Consider the following 14,676-nt stretch of genomic DNA (forward strand, 5'->3'; position numbering starts at 1 on the left):
CCGCCCCGTGCATCAAAACTGCTACAAGCAGGCCGATGGGGGCCCCGGGGTAAGTACCGCCGGGCGGTTTCGGGCATCCTTCCCCACATGAACACGTGGCAGGAGGGCCGCCCGAGCGGCGGCGGCAGCTCGTACGGTCAGGGCGACGGCGGGTACGGGCAGCAGTACGGCGGCACCCCGGCCGAGCCACCGCTGCCCCCGGGCCTGAACCCGCGCGGCCCGGGCGCCCGGCCCCGGCCCCAGCAGGAGCCCCCGCAGCAGTACGGGCAGCCGCAGTACGGCCGGCAGCCCGAGTACGGGCAGCCCCAGCAGTACGGCCGGCAGCCCGAGTACGGCCAGCCGCAGCAGTACGGGCAGCCGCAGCCCGGCGGCCCGGGTGCGCCGGTGCGGCCCGGCGGGCCCGGCGCGCCGATACCCCCCGGCCGGCCGGCCCGTTCGCGGTGGCCGCGCAAGCGGATCGTCAAGGTCTCCGCGCTGGCCCTGGTCGGCGCGCTGCTGGTGACCACCGTCGGCACGTACTTCTGGGCCAGCGGCAAGCTGAACCACGAGAACGTGCTCGCCTCCTACCCGGGCAAGCCGGCCGCCGGGAAGGGCACCAACTGGCTGATCGTCGGCTCGGACAGCCGGGACGGCCTCAGCGACGGCGAGAAGGACGCGCTGCACACCGGCTCGGACTCGGGCAAGCGCTCCGACTCGATGATGGTCCTGCACATCGGGGACAACGGGAACACCCTGATGTCGATCCCGCGTGACTCCTGGGTGCCGATCCCCGCGCACCAGAACACCAACGGCAACGGGAAGACCGTCCCGCAGACCACCTCGAAGATCAACGCGGCCTTCAACAACGGCGGCGGCAAGCTGCTGGTGCAGACCGTGGAGACCAACACCGGCATCCACATCGACCACTACGCGGAGATCGGCTTCGCGGGCTTCGTCGGCATCGTGGACGCGGTCGGCGGGGTGGACATGTGCATCGACAAGGACATCTCCGACAAGGACTCCGGGCTCAACCTCAAGGCCGGCTGCCAGACCCTGAACGGCGCGCAGTCGCTCGCCTTCGTCCGCGAGCGGCACCAGCAGGCCGACCAGGACCTGGGCCGGATGCGCAACCAGCAGAAGTTCCTCAGCGCCCTGGCCAAGCAGGCCGCCTCCCCCGCCACGGTGCTCAACCCCTTCACCCTCTACCCGCTGATCAGCTCGGGCCTGGGCACCCTGATCGTGGACGACGACGCCGGGCTGACCGACCTGGGCTCGCTCTTCATGGCGATGAAGTCCGTCACCGGTGGCAACGGCAAGTCCATCACCGTGCCGATCGCCAACGCGGACTACCGCACCCCCACCGGGGAGTCCGCCGTCAAGTGGGACCAGGCGAAGTCCAAGCAGGTCTTCGACGCGATCAAGAACGACACCCCCGTCCCCGACGCCAAGTAGGCAGGCCCGAGGTCACTCCGGCGCACCCGTCCGGAGGAGCTTGCGCGCCGCGCCGCGCGCCGCTCGCTCTTCCGGCACTCCGGGGGCGCACTCTGTTCTCGAGTGGCAGTGGTTGGTGCGGAAACACCGAAGGGCGCCCCGGGAGGGGCGCCCTTCGGCTGCTGAGCGGCACTACTGAGACTGGCGAGACCTACGGAAGGTTGCGCGCCATGACGATCCGCTGCACCTGGTTCGTGCCCTCGTAGATCTGGGTGATCTTGGCATCGCGCATCATGCGCTCCAGCGGGTAGTCCCGGGTGTAGCCGTAGCCGCCGAGCAGCTGGACGGCGTCCGTGGTGATCTCCATCGCCGCGTCGGAGGCGAAGCACTTGGCCGCGGCGCCGAAGAAGGTCAGGTCGGAGTCGGTGCGCTGCGACTTGGCGGCGGCCGCGTAGGTCAGCTGGCGGGCGGCCTCGAGCTTCATCGCCATGTCCGCGAGCATGAACTGGATGCCCTGGAACTCGCCGATCGGCTTGCCGAACTGCTTGCGCTCCTTGACGTACCCGGCGGCGTAGTCGAGGGCGCCCTGGGCGATGCCGATGGCCTGGGCGGCGATGGTGACGCGGGTGTGGTCCAGCGTCTTCATCGCGGTGGCGAAGCCGGTGCCCTCCTCGCCGATCATGCGGTCCGCCGGGATGCGGACGTTGTCCAGGTAGACCTCGCGGGTCGGCGAGCCCTTGATGCCGAGCTTCTTCTCCGGCGCGCCGAAGGAGACGCCCTCGTCGCCCTTCTCGACCACGAACGCCGAGATGCCCTTGGAGCGCTTCTCGGGGTCGGTCACGGCCATCACGGTGTAGAACTCGGAGACGCCCGCGTTGGTGATCCAGCGCTTCACGCCGTTGAGCACCCAGAAGTCACCGTCGCGCACCGCGCGGGTCTTCATGCCGGCCGCGTCCGAACCGGCGTCCGGCTCGGAGAGGCAGTACGAGAACATGCCCTCGCCGCGGGCCAGCGCGCCCAGGTACTTCTGCTTCAGCTCCTCCGAGCCGGAGAGCTGCACCGGCAGCGAGCCGAGCTTGTTGACGGCCGGGATGAGGGAGGAGGAGGCGCACACGCGGGCGACCTCCTCGATCACGATGACGGTGGCCAGCGCGTCGGCACCGGCGCCGCCGTACTCCTCCGGCACGTGCACCGCGTGCAGGTCGTTGGCCTGCAGCGCGTCCAGCGCCTCCTGCGGGAAGCGGCCCTGCTCGTCGACCTCGGCGGCGTACGGGGCGATCTTCGCCTCAGCCAGGGAGCGCACCGCCTCCCGCAGCATGTCGTGCTCCTCCGAGAGCCGGAAGAGATCGAAGTCCGAGGTGCCCGCCATCTGCTCGCCCCTTATGTCTGTCCCGCCGGACTCAGATAACTACCGGCTAGTTAATTACCGTTAAGTAGATCCTAATTCTAGGGTTCTCCTCTGCCTACCCCGTACGTGACATGCGCGACACCGTTCTGGGCTTCCGAAACCGACGACTACCATCGAGGGCTGCAAGTAGGACGGACTTAGGGGTAGCACGTGACTCTGCGCATCACCGTGATCGGCACCGGCTACCTCGGCGCGACGCACGCCGCCTGCATGGCGGAGCTCGGCTTCGAGGTGCTCGGCCTGGACATCGTCCCGGAGAAGGTCGCCATGCTGGCGTCCGGCCGGGTGCCGATGTACGAGCCGGGCCTGGAGGAGCTGCTGGTGCGGCACACCGCGGGGCACCAGGGGTCGACCGGGCGGCTGCGCTTCACCACCTCGTACCAGGAGGCCGCCGAGTTCGGCGACGTCCACTTCATCTGCACCAACACCCCGCAGAAGAAGGGCGAGTTCGCGGCCGACATGTCGTACGTGGACTCCGCGCTCGACTCGCTCGCCCCGTACCTGACCCGCCCGACCCTGGTGGTCGGCAAGTCCACCGTGCCGGTCGGCAGCGCGAGCCGGCTGGCCGAGCGGCTCGCCGCGCTGGCCCCCGTGGGCGCGGCGGCCGAGCTGGCCTGGAACCCGGAGTTCCTGCGCGAGGGCTACGCCGTCGGCGACACCCTGCACCCGGACCGGATCGTGGTCGGCGTGCGCGAGGGCCGGGCCGAGGAGCTGCTGCGCGAGGTGTACGCGACGCCGATCGCTGCGGGCGTGCCGTTCGTGGTCACCGACTACCCGACCTCCGAGCTGGTCAAGGCCGCCGCCAACTCCTTCCTCGCCACCAAGATCTCCTTCATCAACGCGATGGCCGAGGTCTGCGAGAACGCGGGCGCCGACGTGGTCCAGCTGAGCCAGGCGCTCGCCCACGATCCCCGGATCGGCGGCAAGTTCCTGCAGGCCGGACTCGGCTTCGGCGGCGGCTGCCTGCCCAAGGACATCCGCGCCTTCATGGCCCGCGCGGGCGAGCTGGGCGCCGACCAGGCGCTCACCTTCCTGCGCGAGGTGGACTCGATCAACATGCGGCGCCGCTCCAAGATGGTGGAGCTGGCCCGCGAGCAGTGCGGCGGCGGCTTCCTGGGCCGCCGGGTCGCCGTGCTCGGCGCCGCCTTCAAGCCCAACTCGGACGACATCCGCGACTCCCCCGCGCTGAACGTCGCCGCGCAGATCCAGCTCCAGGGCGCCCAGGTCACGGTCTACGACCCCAAGGCGATGGACAACGCCCGCAAGATGTTCCCCTCCCTCACCTACGCCGACTCCCCGCTGGAGGCCGCCGAGGGCGCGCACGTGGTGCTGCACCTGACCGAGTGGCAGGAGTTCCGCGAGCTGGACCCGGCCGTGCTCGGCGCCGTGGTGGCCGAGCGCCGAGTGCTCGACGGGCGGAACGTGCTGGACGCCGACCGCTGGCGCGCGGCCGGCTGGAGCTACCGCGCCATGGGCCGGCCGACGGTGGAATAGCCCTGCCGGGAGCGGGTGTTGGGGCTGGTATGAGCTACGGAGACGACGCGACCGTCCGGCGCATCCTCAAGGACACCGGAGACACCTGGGCCGTGGTCGGCCTGTCCACCAACACCCGCCGGGCCGCCTACGGCGTCGCCCGCGTCCTGCAGAAGGCGGGCAAGCGGGTGGTGCCCGTGCACCCCGCCGCCGAGACGGTGCTCGGCGAGCAGGGGTACCCGAGCCTGGCCGACATCCCCTTCGACGTCGACGTGGTGGACGTCTTCGTGAACTCCTCGCTGGCCGGTGGCATCGCCGACGAGGCGGTGGCGAAGGGCGCCAAGGCCGTCTGGTTCCAGCTCGACGTGATCGACCAGGCCGCCTACGAGCGCACCCGCGCCGCCGGTCTGGACATGGTCATGGACAAGTGCCCGGCCATCGAGCTGCCGCTGCTCTAGCCTTTGGCGGCCACGGCCTCGGCGTCGCGCAGCACTCGCACCGCGTTGTGCCAGGTGAGCTTGGCCAGGTCGGCCTGCGACCAGTTCCGGCGCAGCAGTTCGGCGATCAGGTTCGGGTAGCCGGCCACGTCGTCCAGGCCGTCCGGGACGAACGCGGTGCCGTCGAAGTCGCCGCCGATGCCGAGGTGGTCGATGCCGGCCAGCTCGCGCATGTGGTCGAGGTGGTCGGCCACCGTCGAGGCGGAGGCGCGCGGGCGCGGGTTGGCGGCCTCGAAGACGCGGTGGCGGGCCATCGCCTCGGGCGTGGTGTCCAGGGCGTGGAAGCCGTGCGCCCGCATGTTCTCGTCCGCCGCCGCCGTCCACGCCACGGCTGCGGGCAGGATGAACTTCGGCACGAAGGTCACCATCGCGACGCCGCCGTTGCCCGGCAGGGCGGCCAGCACGTCGTCGGGGATGTTGCGCGGGTGGTCGCAGACGCCGCGCGCGGAGGAGTGCGAGAAGATCACCGGCGCCGAGGTGACCCGCATCGCGTGCCGCATGGTGTCGGCGGAGACGTGGCTGAGGTCGACCAGCATGCCGATCCGGTTCATCTCCCGGACGACCTCCTCGCCGAACTCGCTCAGCCCGCCGAGCACCGGCTCGTCGGTGGCCGAGTCGGCCCACGGCAGGTTGTCGTTGTGGGTGAGCGTCATGTACCGCACGCCCAGGCGCTGCAGGGAGCGCAGGGTGGCCAGCGAGGAGTTGATGCTGTGTCCGCCCTCGGCGCCCATCAGCGAGGCGATCCGGCCCTCGGCGCGGGCGGTCTCCATGTCGTCGGCGGTGAGCGCGAGCCGCAGCTGGTCCGGGTAGCGCTCGGTCAGCGTCCGGACGAAGTCGATCTGCTCCAGGGTGCCGCTGACGGCCTGGTCACCGGTGTAGTCGGTGCGGACGTAGACCGACCAGAACTGCCCGCCCACCCCGCCCGCGCGCAGCCGGGCCAGGTCGGTGTGCAGGCGCTCGCTCTGGTCGCCCGCGAGGTCCACGGCGTCGAGGTCGTAGCCGGCCTGGCAGCGCATCGCCCAGGGGAGGTCGTTGTGGCCGTCCACCACCGGGGTGTCGCGGAGGAGGGCCCTGGCCTGGTCCAGCAGTTCAGTAGTCATGGCCCCCGTTCTACCGCTTCGCAGCGGCAGAACGGGGCTGACGTGTCAGCTCACTTGCCGAAGCCGAAGGCGGCCGAGCCGGCCACCTTGGCGCGCAGCTTCTTGCCCTTCTCGGTGGCCTGGGTGTTCAGCTCGGCCTGGAACTCGACCATCTTCTCGGCCAGTTCGGCGTCGAAGGCGGCCAGCACCCGGACGGCCAGCAGGCCGGCGTTGCGGGCACCGGCGATCGAGACGGTGGCCACCGGCACGCCGGCGGGCATCTGCACGATCGACATCAGGCTGTCCATGCCGTCCAGGTAGCGCAGCGGCACCGGCACGCCGATCACCGGCAGCGGCGTCACCGAGGCGAGCATGCCGGGCAGGTGGGCCGCCCCGCCCGCACCGGCGATGATCGCCTTCAGGCCGCGCTCGTGCGCCCGCTCGCCGTACGCGATCATCTCGCGCGGCATCCGGTGCGCGGAGACGACGTCCACCTCGTACGGGATCTCGAACTCGTCCAGCGCCTGGGCGGCGGCCTCCATCACGGGCCAGTCGGAGTCGGAGCCCATGACGATGCCGACGAGAGGTGCAGTCATTCGGTGATCGTTCCTCGCAGGTAGGCGGCCGCGTGGCGGGCGCGCTCGCGGACGTCGTCGAGGTCGTCCCCGAAGACGTTGACGTGGCCGACCTTGCGGCCGGGCTTCACGTCCTTCCCGTACATGTGGATCTTGAGCCCGGGGTCACGGGCCATGCAGTGCAGGAAGGCGTGGTACATGTCCGGGTAGTCGCCGCCCAGCACGTTGACCATGACGGTCCACTTGGCGCGCGGGCGCGGGTCGCCCAGCGGGAGGTCGAGCACGGCCCGGATGTGGTTCTCGAACTGCGAGGTGACGGCGCCGTCCTGCGACCAGTGGCCGGAGTTGTGCGGGCGCATCGCGAGCTCGTTGACCAGGATGCGGCCGTCCTTGGTCTGGAACAGCTCGACGGCCAGGTGGCCGGTGATGTCCAGCTCGCCGGCGATCCGCAGGGCGAGGGCCTGCGCCTCGGCGGCCAGCGACGGGTCGAGCTCGGGGGCGGGGGCGGTGACCTCGGCGCAGACGCCGTTCTCCTGGATGCTCTCCACCACGGGGTAGGCCACGGCCTGGCCGCTGGGCGAGCGGACCACGTTGGCCGCGAGCTCGCGCAGGAAGTCGACCTTCTCCTCGGCGAGGACGGGCACGCCGGCGAGGAACGGCGCGTGGGCCTCCTCCTCGTTGTCGACGACCCAGACGCCCTTGCCGTCGTAGCCGCCCCGGACGGTCTTGAGTACGACGGGGTAGCCGCCCGCCCGTCGCCCACCGCCACCCTCGCTCGACAGGGCTTCGCCCTGGCCCCCCATGAGCTCGGCCGCGAACGCGGTCACGTCCGCCGGGTCGGCGACCAGGCGGTGGCGCGGGCAGGGGGCGCCGATGGAGTCCAGCTTGGCGCGCATGACGCCCTTGTCCTGGGCGTTCACCAGGGCGTCCGGGCCGGGACGGACGGCGATGCCCTCGGCCTGCAGGGCGCGCAGGTGCTCGGTGGGCACGTGCTCGTGGTCGAAGGTGATCACGTCGCAGCCGGCCGCGAAGCGGCGCAGCGTCTCCAGGTCGCGGTAGTCACCGAGGACCACGTCGGAGACGACCTGGGAGGCGGAGTCCTGCGGGGTGTCCGCGAGGAGGCGGAACCTGACACCCAGCGGGATGGCCGCCTGGTGTGCCATGCGGGCCAGCTGCCCACCGCCGATCATGCCGACCACTGGAAAATTTGCCTTGCCCGCAAGAGTCACGCCCCAAGGATATCCGGGCCGGTCATCGCGGTGCGCAGGTGGTGCGGGGGCAGTGTGCCGGGGCTGCGCGGGCCGTTCACAGACCCCTGGGCGGCAGTGGGCCGTTGGGGAGCGAGTAGCCTGGATGGCCGGAGCCTGATACGCACTATCCGATCATGTGCAGGAGTACGCCCGCTTATGACCACGACCGCCAGCCCCGCCCCTTCGCTGTTCCAGCGGCTCCGGGGCCTGTCGGGTGAAGTGATCAAGTTCGGCATCGTCGGGCTCGGCGGCGTGGTCGTCAACGCCGGAGTGTTCTGGGCCTGTCTCCAGGGCACCGGCTGGATCAACTCGCTCGCCGGCGTCATCGCCACGGCCGTGGCGATCGGCACCAACTACCTGGGCTACCGGTACTGGCTGTACCGCGACCGCGACGCGGCCTCCCGCAAGCGGGAGATCACGCTCTTCCTGATCTTCAGCGGAATAGGGCTGCTGATCGAGAACGGCATCCTGGCCTTCTCGGTGCACGTGCTCGACTACACCTCCCACACCGCCCAGCTGATCGCCAAGAACGTGGTCGGCCTCGCGGTGGGCACGGTCTTCCGCTTCTTCTCCTACCGCACCTGGGTGTTCAAGGCCCTGCCCGAACTGGCCGAGACCGAGCCGGCCGTGGTGACCGAGGCCGAGCTGGTGCTGGCCACCGAGGGCAGCCAGACCCTGGCGAAGTAGCGGCTGCTACTCCTCGGGCTCCGCGCGGCCGAGGAAGAGCGCGAACACCGGCGGCCGGAGCGAGAGCAGCTCGAGACGGCCGCCGTCCGCTTCCACCAGGTCGCGCGCCACGGCCAGGCCGATACCGGTGGAGTTGCGCCCGCTGACCGCCCGTTCGAACACCCGGTTGCCCAGCTCCGGCGGGACGCCCGCGCCTTCGTCCTGCACCTCGGTGACCACCGAGTTGCCCAGCGGACGTACCCGCAGCGTGATGGTGCCCGCGCCGTGCATCAGCGAGTTCTCGAGCAGGGTGGCGAGCACCTGGGCCACGGTGCCGGGGGTGCCGAGCACCCGGGCGCCGCGCAGGCCCTCGATCCGCAGCAGGCGCCGGGTGTCGCGCAGCGAGGGGCTCCACTCCTCCACCTGCTGCTTGATCACGTCGTCCAGGTCGAAGGAGACCACGGTCGGGCTGTGCTGGTCCCGCTGGTTGGTGAGCAGCCGCTGCACCACATCGGTCAGCCGCTCGACCTGCTGGAGGGCGATGGTCGCCTCCTCCTTGACCGTCTCCGGCTCCTCGGCCAGCGCGGTGATCTCCTCCAGCCGCATCGACAGCGCGGTGAGCGGGGTGCGCAGCTGGTGCGAGGCGTCGGCGGCCAGGCGGCGCTCGGCGGTGAGCATCCGGGCGATCCGCTCGGCGCTGGTGTCGAGCACCTCGGCGACCCGGTCCAGCTCGGGCACGCCGTAGCGGCGGTCACGCGGGCGCGGGTCGCCGGAGCCGAGCCGCTCGGCGGTCTCGGCCAGGTCGATCAGCGGGCGGGCCAGCCGTTTGGCCTGCCACACGGCCAGCGCCACGGCGGCCTGCACCGCGAGCAGGGCGACCACACCGAGCAGCAGCAGCATGTTGCCGATCTCGTGGTCCACGTCGCTGCGGGACTGCACCACGGTGACGGTCTCGCCGCTGGCGCCCGTCTCGGCGGCGGTCAGGGCCGGCCCGGTGACGGGCCGGCCGGCCGCGATCAGCGCCTGGCCGGGGATGTCGACGGTGACGAAGGAACCGTCGGTGACCTGCGCGGCGAACTTCTCGCCGGTCACCGCCTCGCCCGAGGCCAGCCGGCTCTCCACCAGGCCGAGCACCCGCACGGCGGCGGCGTCGACCCGGTCCTTCGCGCCGTTGACGATGTTCTGCTTCTCGATCAGTGCGAGCGGGACGCAGAACACCGCCACCACCACCAGGACGACGCCCAGCAGGGAGTTGATCATCCGGCGCTTCACCGGCGCCGCCTTTCAGTTGTTACGGGCCCTGCGGTCAGTTCTTCTCGAAGCGGAAGCCGACGCCGCGCACGGTGGCGATGTAGCGCGGGTTGGCCGCGTCGTCGCCGAGCTTCTTGCGCAGCCAGGAGATGTGCATGTCCAGGGTCTTGGTGGAGGTCCACCAGGTGGTGTCCCAGACCTGGCGCATGATCTCCTCGCGGGTCACCACCCGGCCGGCGTCGCGCACCAGCACCCGGAGCAGCTCGAACTCCTTGGCGGAGAGGGTCAGCTCCTCCTCGCCGAGCCAGGCGCGGTGCGACTCGATGTCGATCTTCACGCCGTGCGCGCCGGTGGTCAGCTGGTCCACGTTGCCGCGGCGCAGCAGCGCCCGGACGCGGGCCAGCAGCTCGGCGAGCCGGAACGGCTTGGTGACGTAGTCGTCCGCGCCGGCGTCCAGGCCGACCACGGTGTCCACCTCGTCGGCGCGGGCGGTGAGCACCAGCACCGGGCAGCTCTTGCCGTCGGCGCGCAGCCGGCGGCACACCTCCAGGCCGTCCATCTCGGGCAGCCCGAGGTCGAGCACCACGAGGTCGACCTCCTCGGTCAGCCCGGCCCCGAGGGCGGCCGGACCGTCCTCGCGGACGAGCACCTCGTAGCCCTCGCGGCGCAGCGCGCGAGCCAGCGGTTCGGAGATTGCCGGGTCGTCCTCGGCCAGCAGCACACAGGTCATGGGCAGATGGTAGTCCGCCGGGCGCCCGCCGATCAGGCCCCCCGGCGGGGCGGTTCGGCGGCACCCGCCGGGACTGTGAAGTAGTTCACAGAGCGTGATCGTTACTTTTGGTCACCCGCAGGGTCAACCTGGCCGACCAGCGGGAAGATTGGCGGCTTTCGCCTTCGGTTCGAAGGAATAATTCCTGCGCGGCCATGGATATAGACTCCTTGTACGGTCGAATCTTTACCTGGACAAGACGTACATCTGCCGCTTTGTCCTTCCTTGTCATCTGATAGCGCCACGTACAGTGGCTGGGTCCCCGTCCGCCGCCACCCCCCTTGGCGGGCGAAGTCAGGCAAGGAACCCCTTACACATGGCGTCTACGACCCTGGAGCCCGGCCTCAAGCCGGCCCCCACCAGCGGCAAGACCTTCCTCGGGCACCCCCGAGGCCTCGCCACTCTCTTCATGACCGAGATGTGGGAGCGCTTCAGCTTCTACGGGATGAAGGCCCTGCTGGTGCTCTACCTGGTGGCCCCTGCCGCCGAGGGCGGGCTCGGCTACAAGGCTGCGGTGGGCGGCGCGATCGTCGGCGTCTACAACGCGGCGGTCTACCTCTTCGCGCTGCCGGGCGGCTGGATCGCGGACCGCTCCTGGGGCCCGCGCAAGACCGTTGCCGTCGGCGGCACCATCATCATGATCGGCCACTTCCTGCTGGCCGTGCCCGCCTCCGCTTCGTTCTTCGTCGGCCTGGTGTTCATCGCCGTCGGTTCCGGCCTGCTCAAGGCGAACATCTCCACGATGGTGGGCCACCTCTACGACGGCCCGAACGACCCGCGCCGCGACGGTGGCTTCACCGTCTTCTACATGGGCATCAACCTGGGTGCCTTCCTCGCGCCGCTGGTCATCGGCACGGTCGGCCAGAAGGTCAGCTGGCACCTGGGCTTCGCTATGGCCGGTGTCGGCATGGCGCTGGGCCTGGCCCAGTTCTTCCTCGGCACCAAGCACCTGAGCGAGAAGAGCAGCCTGGCCACCTCGCCGATCTCGGCCGAGGAGAAGAAGACCGTCCTGCGCAAGTCGCTGTTCTGGCTGGGAGTCGCCGTGGTCTTCTACGGTGCGGTCGTGGTCTCCGGCAGCTTCTCGATCGGCTGGGTGCTCAACCCGCTGTCCTTCATCGGCATCGCGATCCCGGTGATCTACTTCCTCCGGGTCAAGAAGGACACCAGCCTCTCCGCCGACGAGCAGTCGAAGATGAGCGGCTTCATCTGGTTCTTCGTCGCCGCCGCGGTGTTCTGGATGATCTACGACCAGTCCGCGTCGACGCTGAACATCTTCGCCGACCAGAACACGGCCTCCACCCTGTTCGGCTTCAACTTCCCGTCCAGCTGGTTCCAGTCCCTGAACCCGCTCTACATCATGGCGCTGGCCCCGGTCTTCGCCTGGCTGTGGGTCTGGCTGGCCCGCCGCGGGAAGAACCCCAGCACCACGGTGAAGTTCGCGATCGGTCTGCTGATGATCGGCGCCTCGTTCATGGTGATGATGATGGCGATGGCCGCGTCCTCCGGCGGCGTGAAGGTGACGCCGCTCTGGCTGGCCATGGTCTACCTGGTCCAGACCGTCGGCGAGCTGACCCTCTCCCCGGTCGGCCTCTCGGTCACCACCAAGCTGGCGCCGCCCAAGTACGCCAGCCAGATGATGGGTGTCTGGTTCCTCGCCGTCACGGCGGGCGACTGCGTCGGCGCCCAGGTCCAGTTGCTCATGGGCGACGCGTCCGGCAGCACCTGGTACTTCGCCGCCGAGGGCGTGGCGGCGATCCTGGCGGCGGTGGGCCTGTGGGCCGCCCGCAAGAAGGTCGTCGCACTGATGGGCGACGTGCACTGACGCCGTAGCCACGAAACGCCGGTGGCCCGGCTCCCCTGCTTCACGGGGAGCCGGGCCACCGGCGTTTCGCCTGGGCTCAGTTGGTGTCCTGCGAGTAACCCGCGAGCGAGGAGCGCATCGGGCAGCTGACCGTGGACGCCTCGCCGGGGCGCTTCCACGGGCCGTGGAGCGTGACGTAGATGTCGTGCTGGTTGCCCTGGCCGCGGATGTTGGCGCACTTGATCACGGCACGGTGGTTGTTCACCTGCTTGGTGCCCTGGACCATCGGGCCGGCGATCGGGGTGCAGGTCGAGGTCGCCTCCGCCGTCCCCCAGTTGAGCTTGGCCGAGACGTTGCACTTCGACTGCGTCGCCGCGGACGCCTGGCCGGGAAGCATCATCATCAGGGTGCCGGCGACCAGCGGCACCGCCGCGACGGTGGCCAGGCGCCGACGGCTCGTCGTGCCGGCGCGCTTCGCAAGGAGGTTCATGTGGTTCTCTTCCGCCCGGCGGCACCGCCGAAGATGGGTGCCCCGCGCTGTGTGGGTGGAATGGCTTGCGCGGCCGTCGGCCCTCGAACCGCTCGGGGCCGAAGCCGCAGCTCAGCCTCGCAACAAGCGGGCATGCGAACCACCCGCCGCCCAGCCGGACCGCCCCCACCCGTCGGCGGGGGCGGTGACCCGCCGGAAGGGGCGTCGAGGAGGAGCTGAGCCCTTAGCATCAGAGGCATGGACTACCAGCGGCTCCGCGCCGTCGCGGACGAACTCATGGACCAGTACGGCGACCTGGCGAGCAGGGTCGAGATCCGGGACGGCGAGATCACCATGATGATGTCGCCGTCCGGCCCGCACGAACTCAACGCGTTGCGCCTGCGCCGCCAGCTCGACCGGCAGCTCACGGGCGACCTGGTAGCCCACACCGGGGGCGACGTGGAGAATCCGGCGCTCGGCATACTGCGTCGGCCCGATCTGATTGTCATGTCCGAGGTCGACCTCGAACAGACAGAGGACTCCATCGACCCGCGCGCCCTCCACCTGGTCGCCGAGATCGTCTCGCCGTCGAACCACAACAACGACTACCAGGAGCAGATGCAGGACTACCCAGCCATGGGCATCCCGCTCTACCTCCTCGTCGACCCCCGCAAGGGCACTCTCACCGTCTGCTCCGACCCGGCCGACGGGCCCGACGGCCCCCGGTACCGCGCCACCCACGACTACGCCTTCGGCGACCTGGTGGCGGTCGGCCCGTGGACCGTCGACTCGGCGGAGTTCAAGCGGTACACGCCCCGCTGACCCGTCAGACCTCCAGGACGCCCGCGCGCCAGACGGCGGCCGTCAGCGGGACGCCCGGGCGGTAGGCGAGGTGGACGTGGGAGGGGGCGTCGAGCAGGAGCAGGTCGGCGCGGGCGCCGGGGGTGATGCGGCCGACGTCGGTGCGGCGGAGGGCCTGGGCGCCGCCGAGGGTGGCGGCGAGGACGGCTTCGTCGGGGGTCATGCCCATCTCCCGGACGGCGACGGCGATGCAGAAGGCCATCGAGCTGGTGAAGCTGGAGCCCGGGTTGCAGTCGGTGGAGAGGGCGACGGTGGCGCCCGCGTCGAGCAGGCGGCGCGCGTCCGGGTAGGGAGCGCGGGTGGAGAACTCCGCGCCGGGGAGGAGGGTCGCGACGGTGGAGGACGAAGCGAGCGCGGCGACGTCCTCGTCGGTCAGGTGGGTGCAGTGGTCGGCCGAGGCGGCGCCGAGCTCGACGGCGAGCTGTACGCCGGGGCCGTACGAGAGCTGGTTGGCGTGCACCCGGGGGGTGAGGCCGCGCGCGATGCCGGCCGTGAGGATGGCCCGGGCCTGGTCGCCGTCGAAGGCGCCCTTCTCGCAGAAGACGTCCACCCAGCGGGCGTGCGGCGCGCAGGCGTCGAGCATCTCGCCGGTCACCAGGTCGACGTACCCCGCCGGGTCCTCCGCGTACTCGGGCGCGACCACGTGCGCGCCCAGGTAGGTGGTCTCCGGGGTGTGCTCGGCGGCGATCCGCAGCGCCCGCGCCTCGTCGGCGACGGTGAGCCCGTAGCCGGACTTGCACTCGATGGTCGTGGTGCCCTGCCGCAGCGCCTCGCGCACGAAGCGGGTGAGGTTGGCCGCCAGCTCGGCGTCCGAAGCGGCCCTGGTGGCGGCCACGGTCGTACGGATGCCCCCGGCGGTGTAGGCCTGGCCGGACATCCGGGCGTTGAACTCGGCGGTGCGGTCGCCCGCGAAGACCAGGTGCGCGTGCGAGTCGACGAAGCCGGGGAGCAGCGCGCGCCCGGCCGCGTCGTACGAGGTGTCGGCGGCGGGGGCGGCCGAGGCGGGGCCGGCCCAGGAGACGGAGGAGCCCTCGACCACCACGGCGGCGTCCGTCAGCAGGCCGAGCGGGCCGCTGCCGAGCGCGGGGTCGTTGGTGACGAGGCTGCCGATGTTGGTGATGAGGAGGCTCACGCCGGAGACCTTTCCAGGGGAGAAAAGCGTGGTGC

Annotated in this window: 14 protein-coding genes; 6 read left to right on the plus strand and 8 right to left on the minus strand. The window is 70.8% G+C overall.

Annotated features, from left to right (window positions below; genetic code table 11):
* The first annotated feature begins 87 nt into the window (after positions 1–87).
* Positions 88–1,431 (plus strand): LCP family protein, encoded by a 1,344-nt coding sequence (locus ABT095_RS08400; protein ID WP_350528534.1) that lies wholly within the window; start codon positions 88–90, stop codon positions 1,429–1,431.
* A 190-nt stretch (positions 1,432–1,621) separates the two neighbouring features.
* Here the strand turns inward: ABT095_RS08400 and ABT095_RS08405 are convergent, their stop codons facing one another.
* Positions 1,622–2,779, minus strand: a complete 1,158-nt coding sequence (locus tag ABT095_RS08405) for an acyl-CoA dehydrogenase family protein (protein WP_104816410.1) — start codon at positions 2,777–2,779, stop codon at positions 1,622–1,624.
* Between the two features lie 189 nt (positions 2,780–2,968).
* On the opposite strand from ABT095_RS08405, the gene ABT095_RS08410 reads away from it, so the two are divergent.
* Both ABT095_RS08410 and ABT095_RS08415 read left to right on the plus strand, forming a co-directional pair.
* Positions 2,969–4,312 carry a UDP-glucose dehydrogenase family protein gene (locus ABT095_RS08410; protein ID WP_350528535.1) on the plus strand — a complete coding sequence of 448 codons (1,344 nt, stop codon included), beginning with the start codon at positions 2,969–2,971 and terminating at the stop codon, positions 4,310–4,312.
* 29 nt (positions 4,313–4,341) lie between these two features.
* Positions 4,342–4,749, plus strand: a complete 408-nt coding sequence (locus ABT095_RS08415; protein WP_350528536.1) for a CoA-binding protein — start codon at positions 4,342–4,344, stop codon at positions 4,747–4,749.
* Here the strand turns inward: ABT095_RS08415 and ABT095_RS08420 are convergent.
* The 3 genes from ABT095_RS08420 to ABT095_RS08430 are packed head-to-tail and all read right to left on the minus strand — an operon-like array spanning position 4,746 to position 7,632.
* On the minus strand, positions 4,746–5,888 hold the full coding sequence (locus ABT095_RS08420) for a dipeptidase (protein WP_350528537.1): 1,143 nt from the start codon (positions 5,886–5,888) through the stop codon (positions 4,746–4,748). The two genes, ABT095_RS08415 and ABT095_RS08420, sit on opposite strands and share 4 nt — an antisense overlap.
* Positions 5,889–5,938: 50 nt before the next feature.
* Positions 5,939–6,463 carry a 5-(carboxyamino)imidazole ribonucleotide mutase gene (gene purE, locus ABT095_RS08425; protein WP_350528538.1) on the minus strand — a complete coding sequence of 175 codons (525 nt, stop codon included), beginning with the start codon at positions 6,461–6,463 and terminating at the stop codon, positions 5,939–5,941.
* A complete protein-coding gene (locus ABT095_RS08430) occupies positions 6,460–7,632 on the minus strand; it encodes a 5-(carboxyamino)imidazole ribonucleotide synthase (protein ID WP_350528539.1) in 1,173 nt (390 codons plus the stop codon). The genes purE and ABT095_RS08430 overlap by 4 nt, the downstream gene beginning before the upstream one ends.
* A 216-nt stretch (positions 7,633–7,848) precedes the next feature.
* Here ABT095_RS08430 and ABT095_RS08435 point away from each other — a divergent pair, with 216 nt between their 5' ends.
* Entirely contained in the window at positions 7,849–8,379 is a 531-nt protein-coding gene (locus ABT095_RS08435; protein ID WP_350528540.1) for a GtrA family protein, read from the plus strand.
* Positions 8,380–8,385: 6 nt separating this feature from the next.
* On the opposite strand, the gene ABT095_RS08440 is transcribed toward ABT095_RS08435, so the two are convergent.
* Positions 8,386–9,630, minus strand: coding sequence for a sensor histidine kinase (locus ABT095_RS08440; RefSeq protein WP_350528541.1), 1,245 nt, complete (start codon positions 9,628–9,630; stop codon positions 8,386–8,388).
* 34 nt (positions 9,631–9,664) lie between these two features.
* On the minus strand, positions 9,665–10,339 hold the full coding sequence (locus tag ABT095_RS08445) for a response regulator transcription factor (RefSeq protein ID WP_350528542.1): 675 nt from the start codon (positions 10,337–10,339) through the stop codon (positions 9,665–9,667).
* A 355-nt stretch (positions 10,340–10,694) separates the two neighbouring features.
* Between ABT095_RS08445 and ABT095_RS08450 the strand changes: the two genes are divergently transcribed.
* On the plus strand, positions 10,695–12,200 hold the full coding sequence (locus ABT095_RS08450; RefSeq protein WP_350528543.1) for a peptide MFS transporter: 1,506 nt from the start codon (positions 10,695–10,697) through the stop codon (positions 12,198–12,200).
* 76 nt (positions 12,201–12,276) lie between these two features.
* Here the strand turns inward: ABT095_RS08450 and ABT095_RS08455 are convergent, their stop codons facing one another.
* Positions 12,277–12,669, minus strand: coding sequence for a hypothetical protein (locus tag ABT095_RS08455; RefSeq protein ID WP_350528544.1), 393 nt, complete (start codon positions 12,667–12,669; stop codon positions 12,277–12,279).
* A gap of 237 nt (positions 12,670–12,906) precedes the next feature.
* Between ABT095_RS08455 and ABT095_RS08460 the strand changes: the two genes are divergently transcribed.
* Positions 12,907–13,470 (plus strand): Uma2 family endonuclease, encoded by a 564-nt coding sequence (locus tag ABT095_RS08460; protein WP_350528545.1) that lies wholly within the window; start codon positions 12,907–12,909, stop codon positions 13,468–13,470.
* A 4-nt stretch (positions 13,471–13,474) separates the two neighbouring features.
* Here ABT095_RS08460 and hutI read toward each other — a convergent pair whose 3' ends face one another.
* Positions 13,475–14,641: an imidazolonepropionase gene (gene hutI / locus ABT095_RS08465; protein ID WP_350528546.1), complete on the minus strand. Its 1,167-nt coding sequence runs from the start codon at positions 14,639–14,641 to the stop codon at positions 13,475–13,477.
* Between the last annotated feature and the right edge of the window lie 35 nt (positions 14,642–14,676).

Source organism: Kitasatospora sp. NPDC002227, from assembly GCF_040296285.1.
GTDB lineage: Bacteria > Actinomycetota > Actinomycetes > Streptomycetales > Streptomycetaceae > Kitasatospora.

Bases quoted from the DNA above. Each gene is read 5' to 3' on its own strand.
- ABT095_RS08400 (WP_350528534.1), top strand. From the start codon at position 88: ATGAACACGTGGCAGGAGGGCCGCCCGAGCGGCGGCGGCAGCTCGTAC.
- ABT095_RS08405 (WP_104816410.1), bottom strand. From the start codon at position 2,779: ATGGCGGGCACCTCGGACTTCGATCTCTTCCGGCTCTCGGAGGAGCAC.
- ABT095_RS08415 (WP_350528536.1), top strand. From the start codon at position 4,342: ATGAGCTACGGAGACGACGCGACCGTCCGGCGCATCCTCAAGGACACC.
- ABT095_RS08420 (WP_350528537.1), bottom strand. From the start codon at position 5,888: ATGACTACTGAACTGCTGGACCAGGCCAGGGCCCTCCTCCGCGACACC.
- purE (WP_350528538.1), bottom strand. From the start codon at position 6,463: ATGACTGCACCTCTCGTCGGCATCGTCATGGGCTCCGACTCCGACTGG.
- ABT095_RS08430 (WP_350528539.1), bottom strand. From the start codon at position 7,632: ATGATCGGCGGTGGGCAGCTGGCCCGCATGGCACACCAGGCGGCCATC.
- ABT095_RS08435 (WP_350528540.1), top strand. From the start codon at position 7,849: ATGACCACGACCGCCAGCCCCGCCCCTTCGCTGTTCCAGCGGCTCCGG.
- ABT095_RS08445 (WP_350528542.1), bottom strand. From the start codon at position 10,339: ATGACCTGTGTGCTGCTGGCCGAGGACGACCCGGCAATCTCCGAACCG.
- ABT095_RS08450 (WP_350528543.1), top strand. From the start codon at position 10,695: ATGGCGTCTACGACCCTGGAGCCCGGCCTCAAGCCGGCCCCCACCAGC.
- ABT095_RS08455 (WP_350528544.1), bottom strand. From the start codon at position 12,669: ATGAACCTCCTTGCGAAGCGCGCCGGCACGACGAGCCGTCGGCGCCTG.
- ABT095_RS08460 (WP_350528545.1), top strand. From the start codon at position 12,907: ATGGACTACCAGCGGCTCCGCGCCGTCGCGGACGAACTCATGGACCAG.